Annotated in this window: 13 protein-coding genes and 1 pseudogene; 6 read left to right on the top strand and 8 right to left on the bottom strand. The window is 60.2% G+C overall.

What is annotated here, in order from left to right:
* Window positions 1-127 precede the first annotated feature (127 nt).
* The 3 genes and pseudogenes from BLV67_RS27730 to BLV67_RS27720 all read left to right on the top strand — a co-directional run bounded on the left by BLV67_RS27730 (window position 128) and on the right by BLV67_RS27720 (window position 1,301).
* Window positions 128-431, top strand: a pseudogene (locus BLV67_RS27730) (hypothetical protein).
* On the top strand, window positions 428-859 hold the full coding sequence (locus BLV67_RS27725) for a bleomycin resistance protein (RefSeq protein WP_069787341.1): 432 nt from the start codon (window positions 428-430) through the stop codon (window positions 857-859). Before BLV67_RS27730 ends, BLV67_RS27725 begins: the two are co-directional and overlap by 4 nt.
* Window positions 852-1,301 carry an NUDIX hydrolase gene (locus BLV67_RS27720; RefSeq protein WP_069787342.1) on the top strand — a complete coding sequence of 150 codons (450 nt, stop codon included), beginning with the start codon at window positions 852-854 and terminating at the stop codon, window positions 1,299-1,301. The genes BLV67_RS27725 and BLV67_RS27720 overlap by 8 nt, the downstream gene beginning before the upstream one ends.
* Here BLV67_RS27720 and BLV67_RS27715 read toward each other — a convergent pair.
* Window positions 1,298-1,858 carry a cysteine hydrolase family protein gene (locus tag BLV67_RS27715; RefSeq protein WP_069787343.1) on the bottom strand — a complete coding sequence of 187 codons (561 nt, stop codon included), beginning with the start codon at window positions 1,856-1,858 and terminating at the stop codon, window positions 1,298-1,300. The genes BLV67_RS27720 and BLV67_RS27715 overlap by 4 nt on opposite strands.
* 266 nt (window positions 1,859-2,124) lie before the next feature.
* Window positions 2,125-2,757 (bottom strand): TetR/AcrR family transcriptional regulator, encoded by a 633-nt coding sequence (locus tag BLV67_RS27710; protein WP_069787344.1) that lies wholly within the window; start codon window positions 2,755-2,757, stop codon window positions 2,125-2,127.
* A gap of 120 nt (window positions 2,758-2,877) precedes the next feature.
* On the opposite strand from BLV67_RS27710, the gene BLV67_RS27705 reads away from it, so the two are divergent.
* A complete protein-coding gene (locus tag BLV67_RS27705; protein ID WP_069787521.1) occupies window positions 2,878-3,534 on the top strand; it encodes an O-methyltransferase in 657 nt (218 codons plus the stop codon).
* Between the two features lie 103 nt (window positions 3,535-3,637).
* Window positions 3,638-5,836, top strand: a complete 2,199-nt coding sequence (locus BLV67_RS27700; RefSeq protein WP_069787345.1) for an OsmC domain/YcaO domain-containing protein — start codon at window positions 3,638-3,640, stop codon at window positions 5,834-5,836.
* 348 nt (window positions 5,837-6,184) lie between these two features.
* Here the strand turns inward: BLV67_RS27700 and BLV67_RS27695 are convergent, their stop codons facing one another.
* From BLV67_RS27695 to BLV67_RS27670, 6 genes are all read right to left on the bottom strand, one after another.
* Window positions 6,185-7,351, bottom strand: coding sequence for a cystathionine gamma-synthase (locus tag BLV67_RS27695; protein WP_069787346.1), 1,167 nt, complete (start codon window positions 7,349-7,351; stop codon window positions 6,185-6,187).
* Window positions 7,348-8,724 carry a pyridoxal-phosphate dependent enzyme gene (locus BLV67_RS27690; RefSeq protein WP_069787347.1) on the bottom strand — a complete coding sequence of 459 codons (1,377 nt, stop codon included), beginning with the start codon at window positions 8,722-8,724 and terminating at the stop codon, window positions 7,348-7,350. Before BLV67_RS27690 ends, BLV67_RS27695 begins: the two co-directional genes overlap by 4 nt.
* A gap of 139 nt (window positions 8,725-8,863) precedes the next feature.
* On the bottom strand, window positions 8,864-9,715 hold the full coding sequence (gene dapA, locus BLV67_RS27685; protein ID WP_069787348.1) for a 4-hydroxy-tetrahydrodipicolinate synthase: 852 nt from the start codon (window positions 9,713-9,715) through the stop codon (window positions 8,864-8,866).
* A 434-nt stretch (window positions 9,716-10,149) separates the two neighbouring features.
* Window positions 10,150-10,629, bottom strand: a complete 480-nt coding sequence (locus tag BLV67_RS27680) for a VOC family protein (RefSeq protein WP_069787349.1) — start codon at window positions 10,627-10,629, stop codon at window positions 10,150-10,152.
* A gap of 50 nt (window positions 10,630-10,679) precedes the next feature.
* Window positions 10,680-11,081 (bottom strand): ester cyclase, encoded by a 402-nt coding sequence (locus BLV67_RS27675; protein ID WP_069787350.1) that lies wholly within the window; start codon window positions 11,079-11,081, stop codon window positions 10,680-10,682.
* Between the two features lie 54 nt (window positions 11,082-11,135).
* A complete protein-coding gene (locus BLV67_RS27670; protein WP_069787351.1) occupies window positions 11,136-11,756 on the bottom strand; it encodes a LysE family translocator in 621 nt (206 codons plus the stop codon).
* A 189-nt stretch (window positions 11,757-11,945) separates the two neighbouring features.
* Here BLV67_RS27670 and BLV67_RS27665 point away from each other — a divergent pair, with 189 nt between their 5' ends.
* Window positions 11,946-13,121 (top strand): MerR family transcriptional regulator, encoded by a 1,176-nt coding sequence (locus BLV67_RS27665; protein WP_069787352.1) that lies wholly within the window; start codon window positions 11,946-11,948, stop codon window positions 13,119-13,121.
* The last annotated feature ends 38 nt before the right edge of the window (window positions 13,122-13,159 follow it).

Genomic DNA, 13,159 nt, shown 5'->3' with positions numbered 1-13,159 from the left:
ACAAAAAATGTTTTTGTCCTGAAAAGTTAACCTCTCCAAGTATGGCGGCTCGCCAGGTTGAAACTGTTGAGCCCCGTGGTGTTTTCACCGTTAAGATGCCTTCGATATTGCTCATTAGGGACGAGGCATGCCACTGATCACGGAACGTGTAGCGCTCGCCCGCAACGGCGCCAACGATAAGGTTATTTGCCGCATGGCCTCAGGCTGGGCGGTGATGGGCGATGTGCATGAACTACGAGATTCTGGGCAACTCGGAACCGGAGCTGCATTGCCATATTTTCCCGCGTTACGCCTCGGAGCCGGAGGACAAACGCAAGATGCCGGTGTGGTTCTACGAGTGGAAAACCGCGCCACCTTAGGCTGAAGATCAACACGGTGAGTTGCGCAACACGATCGCGCAGTTACTCAAATCCGCCATGGAAGCTGGATGATGCAAAGAAATAATCTGGTCCCGGAATTGATGGTGACCGACCTGAACCGCAGCCTTGAGTTCTGGGTCGGTTGTCTGGGGTTCACGGTGGCTTATCAACGCCTGGAAGACGGCTTCGCGTATCTTGACCTGGACGGCGCCCAGGTGATGCTTGAGCAAGTCGACCCACGCGCCAATCAATGGCTCACGGCGGCGTTGGAACGCCCGTTTGGGCGCGGCATGAACCTGCAGATTGATGTCGTGGCGGTGCTTCCAGTCATTCAACGGCTGGAGAGGGCGGCACGCCCGGTGTTCAAGGCCAGCAAAGACGTGTGGTACCGGGCGGGCGAAGTCGAGGTCGGGCAGCGTGAGTTTCTGGTACAGGACCCGGATGGTTATCTGGTCAGGCTGGTGGAGCGTCTGGGCGAAAGGGCTGCTGCCCATGCGTGAACGTCAAGCCGCGCGGCTGCTGGTGATCAGCCCTGCGCGAAAAGTGCTGCTGTTTCGGTTCGTCCACAACAAAGGTGCGCTGGCCGGCAGGAATTACTGGGCGACACCCGGCGGCGGCGTCGAAGCCGGGGAGAGCTTCCACACGGCGGCGATCCGTGAGCTGCGCGAAGAGACCGGCATTGTGGTCAGTGACGTGCAAGCGCCGGTAGCAGACCGCCGATTTGAGCTGATGCTGCCCAGTGGCGAAACCGTGTTGGCCATTGAACAGTACTTTGTTGTTCCGGCGAAAAACGAGCGTCTTTCGCGAGACGAATGGACGGCGCAGGAAGCCCAGGTCATGACGGATCATCATTGGTGGTCGATTGAGGAGCTGCGATCGACGGCAGACACGGTATGGCCGGAAGGGCTTGTCGACATGCTCGTGCAGGCAGGCGTTTTTTAAAGCATGTTCAGGATATCGGCAGTGTCGATAACCCTGGCGTAATCCATCGCCAGGTTGCTCAGCGACAGTGCATGCACATCCTCGGCAGGCCAGAGGCGGCCCGACAAATCGGTTTGATCAAAGGTGTAGCAGGCATCCGCCGCCACGGCGACCTCAAAACCCAGGTTGCCGCCGGAGCGCGCCGTAGACTCGACAGAGTTGTTGGTGATCACCCCAACGATCACCACTTGCCGGATTCCACGCCCATGCAGCCAGCGCTCCAGGCCGGTGGCGGCGAACGCATCCGGGACGTTTTTTTCCACCACATGCTCATGCTTGAGCGGCGCCAGTGCCGGCTGGAACTCACAGCCCGGTTGGCCTGGCCAAAACACCGAGCCCTGGCTGCGGGACATATGCCTTACATGCACCACGGGGCGCTTGGACTGCCGCCAGGCACCCAGCAGGTGCCGTATCTGCACCTCGGCGTCGGGGTTATTGCGGCGCCCCAGCTTGGGGTCGTGCATGCCTTGCTGCATGTCGATGATCACCAATGCGGCGTTTGTGGCTAACGGTTCCATGGCACATCCTTTGGCTGGGTCAGAGGCGAAACATAGCAGCGATTGGGCGTGCTTAAACAGGGCTGTTGTTCGAAGCTCATTTGCACGATGCGCATCGATCCAAAGTGGGAGCTGGCTTGCCTGCGAGAGCGGTCTATCCGTGCATACATCGGTGACTGACCCACCGCCATCGCCGGCAAGCCAGCTCCCACAGTCGCCGATACTCCCATCGAGCGCTGGTGCCTTCAATCGCCGTGTGAACCTTGCGCTACGGCTTTGTTAAACAATCAGGGCCGATTGAGTGCATTCACATAAGCGCTGAACATGGCCGCCATGCCATCGGCATACACCTCGATCTCGGCAGCGGTGCGCGGGCTGGAGGAAAAGTCCTTGCCCACGCAACCCAGCGTGCTGCGGATCAGGTCGCACGCCAGTGCGCGGGTTGCGTCGGGCACCTCGGGCAGCAACTCGAGCATGAAGGTCTCGAAGGCCTGCCGGCCGGCTGCGCGCACTTGCACGGCTTCCGGCGCATCGCGGTACAGCGGCGCCGCGTCGTGCAGCGCACCGCGCATCAGCGCCTCTTCGCATTCGGAGTGGATAAATGCATGCACCAGGGTGCGCAGGCGGGTCAGCGGCGCTACGGCGGTTTTTTCGAGGATGTCGCGCAGCAGTTGGGTGGTCTGCTGCCACTCATCGCTCTGCAATCGAAACAGGATCGAGGCCTTGTTGGGGAAATATTGATACACCGAGCCGACACTCACGCCGGCTTTTTCCGCGACCCGCGCGGTGGTGAAACGCGTGGCGCCTTCCTTGGCCAAAACCTGAATAGCGGCTTCGAGAATCGCCGCCACCAGCTCGGTGGAACGTGCCTGTTGTGGCTGTTTGCGCGAGGCAATACGGGGCGTCTGGCGGGTGGTCATTGTGGGCTCCGAGCGCTGGGCGAACGCGAATAGCGAAGGCGATGAATCCCTCGCATACTTTTAATGCGACGAATTAGTCGCATCTTAGTCCCCATCCAACGGAAATCAATCATGACCACCCTGAGCACTCTGACTACCGCGCCTCTTGCCGCCTTGATCGAACGCCTCTACGCCCAAGCCAATGCGGCGACCAGTCCGCTCATCGACACTGTGTCGCCGCAAGAGCGCAACCGCCTGATGCACAGCAAAACCGAGTACCTTGAGCTTTACACGATGCTCAAGGATTTGTGGCTGCCTGTATCGCGTGACACCGGCAACCTGCTCTATATGCTGGCCCGCAGCAGCCATGCAAAAGCCATTGTCGAGTTCGGCACCTCGTTTGGGTTGTCCACCTTGTTCCTGGCTGCCGCACTGCGCGACAACGGCGGCGGCGTGTTGATCGGCAGCGAATTCGAACCGTCAAAGATCGCCCTGGCCCGTGAGCATTTCATTGAAGGCGGCGTCAGCGACCTGATCGAAGTGCGTGAAGGCGACGCCCTGGTTTCACTGGCGACAAACCTGCCGCCATCGGTCGACCTGCTGCTGCTCGATGGCGCCAAGTCGCTGTATGGCGATGTGTTGAACCTGGTAGAGAAGCACCTGCGGCCGGGCGCGCTGGTGGTGGCTGACAACACCAACTACTGCCCTGAATACCTGGCGCACGTGCGCGAACCTGGGAATGGTTACCTGTCGGTGCCGTTTGCCGATGACATCGAACTGTCGATCCGCCTCGGCTGAACGGGCACCGATCGGCAGCCGATTCGCAAAACCCTGAGACTTCCCGGCGAAAATCTTCATAATGGCGGCCAATTTGTTTAGCTCGTTATTCTGGTGTGCCCGCATGGAAATTAAGGTCAACTTTCTCGATAACCTTCGGCTTGAAGCCAAGTTCGATGACTTCACGGTGATTGCCGACCAGCCGATTCGCTACAAAGGCGACGGTTCGGCCCCGGGTCCGTTCGATTACTTCCTGGCTTCGTCGGCGTTGTGCGCGGCGTACTTTGTGAAGCTGTACTGCGCAACACGCAATATTCCAACCGAGAATATTCGCCTGTCGCAGAACAACATCGTTGACCCGGAAAACCGCTACAACCAGATCTTCAAGATCCAGGTCGAGTTGCCGGCGGACATTTCCGACAAGGACCGCCAGGGCATCCTGCGTTCCATCGACCGCTGCACGGTAAAGAAAGTGGTGCAGGCCGGGCCGGAATTTGTCATCGAAGAAGTGGAAAACCTCGACGCAGATGCCCAGGCGTTGTTGATGCCCCATTCCACCTCCGAGGCAGGCACCTACATCGCCGGCAAGGACCTGCCGCTGGAGCAGACCATCGCCAACATGTCCGGCATTCTCGCCGGCCTGGGCATGAAGATTGAAATCGCCTCGTGGCGCAATATCGTGCCCAACGTGTGGTCGCTGCATATCCGCGATGCACACTCGCCGATGTGTTTCACCAACGGCAAGGGCGCGACCAAGGAAGGCGCACTGGCGTCGGCGTTGGGCGAGTTTATCGAGCGACTGAACTGCAACTTCTTCTACAACGACCAGTTCTGGGGTGAGGAGCTGGCCAACGCGCCGTTCGTGCATTACCCGGACGAGCGCTGGTTCCAGCCTGGGCCCAAGGATGAGCTGCCGAGTGAAATCCTCGATGCCTATTGCCTGAAGGTCTACAACCGTGAGGGCGAGCTGCGTGGCTCGCACTTGTTCGACACCAACTCGGGCAATGAACAACGCGGGATCGTTTCACTGCCGTTCGTGCGCCAGTCCGACGGCGAGGTGGTGTATTTCCCGTCCAACCTGATCGAAAACCTTTACCTCAGCAACGGCATGAGCGCGGGCAACACCTTGGCTGAAGCCCAGGTGCAGTGCCTGTCGGAGATTTTCGAGCGCGCGGTGAAACGCGAGATCATCGAAGGCGAGTTCGCCTTGCCGGATGTGCCCGCAGAGGTGCTGGCCAAATACCCCGGCATTGTCGCGGGGATCGAAGGCCTTGAGGCCCAGGGTTTCCCGGTACTGGTCAAGGACGCGTCCCTGGGCGGCGAGTTCCCGGTGATGTGCGTCACCCTGATGAACCCGCGCACCGGCGGCGTATTCGCCTCGTTCGGCGCGCACCCGAGCATGGAAGTGGCGCTGGAGCGCAGCCTCACCGAACTGCTCCAGGGCCGCAGTTTTGAGGGTTTGAATGACCTGCCGCAGCCGACTTTTGAAGGCCAGGCAGTGACCGAGCCAAACAACTTTGTCGAGCACTTTATCGACTCGAGCGGCGTGGTGTCGTGGCGCTTCTTCAGTGCGCAGTCGGACTATGAGTTTGTCGAGTGGGACTTCTCGGGCGAAGGTGAAAACTCCAACGCCGAAGAGGCCGCCACTCTGTTCGGTATTCTCGAAGGCATGGGTAAAGAGTCCTACATGGCGGTGTACGAACACCTTGGCGCTACAGCTTGCCGGATCCTGGTGCCGGACTACTCGGAAATCTACCCGGTGGACGACCTGATCTGGGACAACACCAACAAGGCGCTGTTTTTCCGCGCCGATATCCTCAACCTGCACAGCCTTGACGAGGAGGCGCTGCAGGCGTTGGTCGAGCGTCTGATCGAAAGCGAGCTGGACGATTACACCGACATCACCACCTTGATCGGCATTGAGTTCGACGACAACACGGCCTGGGGCCAGTTGACCATCCTGGAGTTGAAACTGCTGATCTTCCTGGCCTTGCAGCAATATGAGGAGGCCAAGGAGTGCGTGGAGATGTTCCTGCAATACAACGACAACACCGCTGAACGCGGCCTGTTCTACCAGGCCATGAATGCGGTGTTGGAGATGCAGTTGGACGACGACCTGGACCTCGCCGATTACGAGGCCAACTTCCGCCGCATGTTCGGTAACGAGCGGATGGATGCGGTGATGGGTTCGGTGGACGGCAGTGTGCGGTTTTATGGCTTGACCCCGACCAGCATGAAGCTGGAAGGCTTGGATCGGCATTTGCGCTTGATCGAGAGCTATAAAAAACTGCATTCGGCGCGGGCCAAGGTCACTTCAGCCTGACTGATCGTGACTGATCGTTCCCACGCTCCGCGTGGGAATGCCGCATGGGACGCTCCGCGTCCCGCTGTTGCCTTGGTGACGCGGAGCGTCACGGGATGCGTTCCCACGCAGGGCGTGGGAACGATCATGTGCGATGCAGAAACCTTGGTGTATCAGTTACACCGCGGTGATGCTATCGCAGGCAAGCCAGCTCCCACAGTTGACCGAGTTTGACTGATCGCTGGCTGATCGTTCCCACGCTCCGCGTGGGAATGCCGCATGGGACGCTCCGCGTCCCGCTGTTGCCTTGGTGACGCGGAGCGTCACAGGATGCATTCCCACGCAGAGCGTGGGAACGATCGTGTGGGGTTAGATCAGGGCCAGCGCCTGGGCCAGGTCAGCTCTCAAATCTTCCACATCCTCAACCCCCACCGACAACCGTACCAACCCATCGCCGATCCCCAACTGCGCCCGCGTCGCCGCTGGAATGCTCGCATGGGTCATGATCGCCGGGTGTTCGATCAGGCTTTCCACGCCGCCGAGGCTTTCGGCCAGGGCGAAAATCTTCACGTTTTCGAGAAAACGTGTAGCACCCGCCAGGTCACTGTTCAAGTCCACCGAAATCATCCCGCCAAACCCGCGCATCTGTTGGCGCGCCAGTGCGTGCTGCGGGTGCGAGGCCAGGCCTGGGTAGTACACCCGCGACACTTGCGGCTGCCGTTCCAGCCAGGTGGCCAGGTCCAGGGCGTTGCTGCAATGGCGCTCCATACGCAGTGCCAGGGTTTTTACCCCGCGCAGGGTCAGGAACGCATCGAACGGGCCGGCAATCGCGCCGACCGAGTTTTGCAAAAAGCCCAGGCGCTCGGCGAGGTCCGGGTTGTGGCCGACGATGGCGATGCCGCCGATCACGTCGGAGTGGCCGTTGAGGTATTTGGTGGTGGAGTGAACCACGATGTCGAAGCCCAGCTCCAGTGGGCGCTGGATCCAGGGGCTGGCGAAGGTGTTGTCGGCCACGCAGATGATGCCGCGATCGCGGCAGAGGCGCGCAATGGCGCTGAGGTCGGTGAGGCTCAGCAGCGGGTTGCTCGGGGTCTCGACCCAGACCATGCGCGTGTCGCTCTGCAGCGAGGCTTCAAAGGCCGACAGGTCGCTGAGGTCGACAAAGCTGAAACGGTGCCCGGCGCTGCGTTGGCGCACCTTGTCGAACAGGCGGAACGTGCCGCCATACAGGTCGTTGCCGGAGACAATATGCGCACCGGCGTCCAGCAGTTCCAGCACGGTGGAAATCGCCGCCAGCCCGGAAGCAAATGCAAACGCCGCGCTGCCGCCTTCGAGGTCGGCGACGCAGCGTTCCAGGGCAAACCGCGTGGGGTTGTGGGAGCGTCCGTAATCAAAACCCTTGTGCACGCCGGGGCTGTCTTGCAAATAGGTGGAGTTGGCGTAGATCGGCGGCATCAACGCGCCCGTGGTCGGGTCGGGGGATTGCCCGGCGTGGATCACGCGGGTGGCAAACGCGCTTTTATCGGGCAAGCTCATGCAAGGGATCTCCGTAGGTGGTTAAGCAGGTCGACGCGGGTGATCAGGCCATGGAAGCCGGATGTGTCGGCAATAATCGCGACCAGGCCGCGATCGAGTTCCGCTTGCAGCTCAGCCAGGCTGGCGCTGGGGGCCAGGGTGTGCAAGGTGTTGCTCATGGCGTCTGCCACCACCATGGAAAAGTGTGTGGCGTCCTGATGCAGGCCCAGCAGGATGTCGGATTCGTCGATGACGCCGACCAATTCACGGCCATCGACCAGCACCGGCAGTTGCGAGACATCCGCCAGGCGCATGCGCTGGAAGGCGGTGAGCAAGCTGTCGTCGGGGCTCACGCTGATCACCCGGCCGTCTTCGAAGCGCCGCGCGATCAGGTCACGCAGGTCGCCGTAGTGTTTGTATTGCAACAGGCCCGCGTCGTTCATCCATTGGTCGTTGTAGACCTTGGACAAGTAGCGCGTACCGGTGTCGCAGACGAAGGTGACCACGCGCTTGGGCTCGGTTTGTTCGCGGCAGTAACGCAGTGCGGCGGCAAGCAGGGTGCCGGTGGATGAGCCGCCGAGGATGCCTTCGGCCTTGAGCAGCTGGCGGGCGTGGTCGAAGCTTTCTTCATCGCTGATGGAGTAGGCATGGCGCACGCTGGAGAGGTCGGCAATCGAGGGGATAAAGTCTTCGCCGATGCCTTCCACGGCCCAGGCGCCGGGCGTTTCCATTCTGCCGCTGCGGCTGTATTCGGCCATCACCGAGCCCACCGGGTCGGCCAGCACCATTTCCAGTTCGGGCTGCACGCGTTTGAAGAAGCGCGTAAGCCCGGTGAGGGTGCCGGCCGAACCGACGCCGACCACAATCGCGTCCAGATCATGCTGGGTTTGCGCCCAGATTTCCGGGGCGGTGCTGGTTTCGTGGGCCAGCGGGTTGGCGGGGTTGTTGAACTGGTCGGCGAAGAATGAACCGGGAATGTCGTTGGCCAGGCGCGCGGCCACATCCTGGTAATACTCGGGATGGCCCTTGCCCACGTCGGAGCGCGTGATATGCACCTCGGCGCCCATGGCCTTGAGGTGCAGGACCTTTTCAGTCGACATCTTGTCGGGCACCACCAGCACCACACGGTAGCCTTTGGCCCGGCCGACCAGTGCCAGGCCCAGGCCGGTGTTGCCGGCGGTGGCTTCGATGATGGTGCCGCCCGGTTGCAGGCGGCCGTCGCGTTCGGCGGCGTCGATCATCGCCAGGCCGATGCGGTCCTTGATCGAACCTCCGGGGTTCTGTGATTCAAGCTTGAGAAACAGCGTGCAAGGGCCAGTATCGAAACGGCTGACCTTGACCAGCGGCGTGTTGCCGATCAGCTCAAGCACGGCGGGACGAGGAAGGCTGGGCATGAATTCACCTTGGTTGCGAGCAGACAGAGGTGGAGCAGCAAAGTAAACGCGTGCCTTGGAACATAGGCCGGGATCGCGCCGGTCGCAACCGGGCGGTCCGTTGGATGTCTTTTTTTGGCGCATGAACCCGACAGGGCGTTTACAGCAGCTCGCCCAACGCCTGCTGTACACGCGCACTGGCCGCTTGCATCGGCGCGCGCAGCTCGCTGCCGATCAAGCCCTGCAAGGCCAACGCCGCCTTGACCGGCGCCGGGTTGGGCTCCATAAACAGAGTGTTGATCAGCGGCAACAGCGTGAAAAACGTCGCCCTGGCCTCGGCCAATTGGTGATCGCGCACTTGCTGGCACAGCGCTACAAAGGCCTCGGTGCGCACATGCGCCGAGGCTGCAATCGCGCCACTGGCGCCCAGGCACAGCGCGTTGAAGATCTGGATGTCTTCGCCGCACAATACATCCACGTCACCACTGGCCAGCAGCGCCAAGGTGTTGGCCAGGTCGCCGCCGCAATCTTTGATCGCAGCGATTCGCGGGTGTTTGACGATGTTCAACAACGTAGCCTGCTCGAAGGTTACGCCGGTGCGGTAGGGAATGTCGTAGAGGACAATCGGCACGCTTGACGCATCCGCCACCGTGCGAAAAAACGCCTCAAGGCCAGCCTGGGAAGGGCGGATATAACTGGGCGCGGGCACCAGCAGACCGGCGACCGGGCGCTGGAGAATTTCGCTTTGAAAGTGCAGCAGTTCAATCTGGTTGCTGCCCGCCAGCCCCATCACCACCCGCTGCGCGGGCACCCATTGCAGCACAGCATCGAGCACGGCGAGCTGCTCCTGACGGCTCAACGCCGCGGCTTCTCCGGTGGTGGTGCAGACCATGATCCCGGCCACGTGTTTTTCCAGCAGGTGGCTGACCAGCCGGTGCAGGCCGATAAAGTCGATGGCGCCATCCTGAAACGGCGTGACCACGGGCACCCAGATACCTTGAAACGATGACATGCACTTTCTCCTGATGGTTGACCGCTAAAGTCACCGTCAGAAGGCCAGAGGGGATTGTGCAGAAGGAGGAGTGGTCCGTCGCGCTCAATGTCCTGTCAGCTCATCTGACGGGACAGCGCGCCCCGGTCACATGAGCGACTGTTTCTTCGATTTGAGGGCGTGCGCAACGCAACCTTGCGCCTTGGCAAACAAGCCAATGACGGAAAGGTTAACGAAAGACGCTGCTGACATGCGCTGGCACACCCTGAATAAGATCTCCATCTTCAGGGGATGTGACGGGATGTGTCAACCCCGCCGCAGGGGGTAATAGGCAAGCGACTCGGTCAACTGTGGGAGCGGGCTTGCTCGCGAATGCGGTGGGTCAGTCAACATCTGCCTGTCTGGAAGATCGCTTTCGCGAGCAAGCCCGCTCCCACATTGGATCTTTGGTGCCTTCAATCACCCGCTACCGCAGCTTCGATAGCAGCCACGTCAATCTTGGTCATGGTCATCATTGCCTCGAACGCACGCTTGGCGATGGCCGGGTCGGCATGCGTTACCGCCGCAGACAAGACGCGCGGGGTGATCTGCCAGGACACGCCCCACTTGTCCTTGCACCAGCCGCAGGCGCTGGCCTGGCCGCCGTTGTCGATAATGGCATTCCAATAGCGGTCGGTTTCGGCCTGGTCGTCCGTGGCCACCTGAAACGAAAACGCCTCGGTGTGCGGGAACGCCGGGCCAGCATTCAGGCCCAGGCAGGGAATGCCCAATAAGGTGAAATCGACGGTCAACACATCGCCTTGCTTGCCCGCCGGAAAGTCGCCGGGGGCGTGATGTACGGCCTTCACCACGCTGTCCGGGAAAGTATCGGCGTAGAACTTCGCCGCTTCCAGGGCGGTGCCGTTGTACCAGAGGCAGAGGGTGTTTTTGTTCATCTTGGGTCTCCACGGGTTGATTGGGTGTAGAGAGTCTAGACGACGGTTGATCAAGGCTTACCGGGTATCAGCTGTAGAGCTATTGCGGCTTTGTCGATGACCGACCAGACCTGCGCAATTTTCGCATCCCGGCACTCGTAGAATACGTTTTCATCGAAGGTCACCGTCCTGCCATTGATCGGCAGCCCGAAGAATTCACCTCGGGGGCTCACGGTGAAATTCAACCGGCTGGCGACGGTCGGCGGGTCGGCTACCAGCAGTTGGATGCGAAACACCAGGTCGGGGATCTCACGAAAATCGCGTTCCAGCATGGCGCGGTAGCCTGCCAGGCCGATGGGGCTGGCGTTGTAGGTCACCTGCGGGTGGACGAAGTGTCCCAGGTGCTCCCAGTCCTGGCGGTTGAGGCAGTCGATGTAGCCTTGGTAAAAGTCGGCGAGTTCGGTTCGGGTCATGTCGCGTTCTCTCTATTCAGGGTGTCCATGTTAGTTGAGTGCGCGGAGCCACCCTCAGGCCCTGCGCGCCATCAGCAGCACCGTCGCCGCCGCCGACAACAACCCGGCGCAGCAGCGATTGAAAAGCCGCTTGCCGCCAGGTTCGGCAAACCATCGGCGCATGTGCGTGCCCATGTAGGCGTAAGCGCTGATCGCTATCCATTCCAAACCCAGGAACATCGCACCCAGCAGCGCGAATTGTGGGGTGATCGGTTGGCCGGGCACCACGAATTGCGGGAGGAACGCGGTGAAGATCAGGATGGCTTTAGGGTTGCCGGCCGCCACCAGAAACTCCTGACGCGCCAAGGCCCACAATCCCACCTTGCCCGTCGCTGATTCGGCTTCTCTCTGCGGATTAGCCCGCCACAACTGGAACGCCAGATAAAACAGATACGCCGCACCGAGAATCTTGATCCCGTAGAACAGCAGCTCCGAAGTCTGCAACACCACCGCCAAACCGGCAGAGGCGAGGGCGATCATGCCGGCAAAGGCCAGCAAACGGCCAATACCCGCAAGGCAAGAAGTGCGATAGCCATAACGCGTGGAATTGCTCACGGACAACAGGTTGTTGGGGCCGGGCGCCATGTTCAGGGCAAAGCAGGCGGGGAGAAAGAGGGCGAGCGTGGCGAGGTCCATGGCGGCTCCGGAGTGGGTCGAGCGGGACCGAAGAGGATAAGGGGTCTTGAGGGGATTGGACAATCCACACACCGGACTTCTACCCGCATAGAAAAGGCCGCAATAAAAACACCATTTCGGCAAATTTGCCCCTTTACCTGTCTATAGCTTCATAGTTTATGTTGGACGCCATGGATCGAGGGACAGGTTATGTATCGTATTTCCGAGTTGGCGCTGAAAGTGGGTTTAAGCCGTTCGACGCTGCTCTATTACGAAAAGCTGGGGCTGATCAGCTCCAAGCGTCAGGCCAATGGGTATCGCGCGTATTCGACGCATGACCTGCAACAGTTGAAGTTGCTGCAGCAGCTGCAAGCCGGTGGGCTGACGTTGAAAGAGTGCCAGGCGTGCCTGGACACGCGTATCGACAGGGCATTGTTGCTTGAGCGGTTACAGACGCTGGAACACGAGATTGCGCAGAAACAACAATCCCGGGATCTGCTCGCAGCCATGCTGGGGCAAGCCTCGATGCGTGGCTGGCACCAGGCGTTGGAGAACCAGGCCCCAGGCGCGCATCTGGGCTGGTTGCTCAAACAGGGCTTCAACGAAAAGCAGGCGTTGCGCCTGAAGTGGTTATCAAAGGATATGAATGAACATGACCACTATATGGCCGATTTCGAGCGACTCTTTGATAGTTTGGATCGCCTGGGGCCGGGCTCTGCCGAAGACACATTGGCAGCCCTGAATGCATTGCCCGCTGTTCCGAAGACGCTGCTGGACATCGGTTGCGGCCGGGGTGTGAGCACGCTGTTACTGGCACAGCATACCCAAGGGCAGGTTACCGCCGTGGACAACGACGAATACAGCCTGGCCCACGTGCAGGCGGCCGTCGCGGCCAATGCGTTGGAACAGCGTATCCGGCTCCTGTGCGCCAGCATGACTGAATTGCCCTTTGAAGACGGTTCATTTGATGCCATTTGGGCCGAAGGCAGTGCTTACATCATGGGCTTTGGGCATGCGCTCAAAAGCTGGCGACGGTTGATCAAGCCGCATGGTTTTCTGGTGGTCAGTGATTTGATCTGGTTAACCGATAGCCCGCACGCTGAAGCGTTTTCATTCTGGAAGAAAAACTATCCAGACATGACCACGCTTCAGGACCGAGTTTCCAACATGGTCCCCCTGGGTTATCGGCTCCTGCACAGTTTTGCCTTGAGTCGCCACGCGTGGGAAAACTACGTGGCGCCCTTGCGTAAAAAGGTTGCAGAAGTATCTGCAAGCGACTTTTCCTCAAATGCTCTGGCAGACATCAAGGAAGAGATTGATATCCACGAGCGCTTTCTGGATGACTACGGCTATCAGTTTTTCGTATTGCAGAAAAACAGCGCCTAGTAACGACGCAGCGTTCACCCCGTCCTGAGACTTATTAG

The organism is Pseudomonas salomonii (assembly GCF_900107155.1).
Taxonomy (GTDB): Bacteria; Pseudomonadota; Gammaproteobacteria; order Pseudomonadales; family Pseudomonadaceae; genus Aquipseudomonas; species Aquipseudomonas salomonii.
Note: the sequence above shows the minus strand (reverse complement) of the source record. Positions and strands in the feature narration are given on the sequence as shown.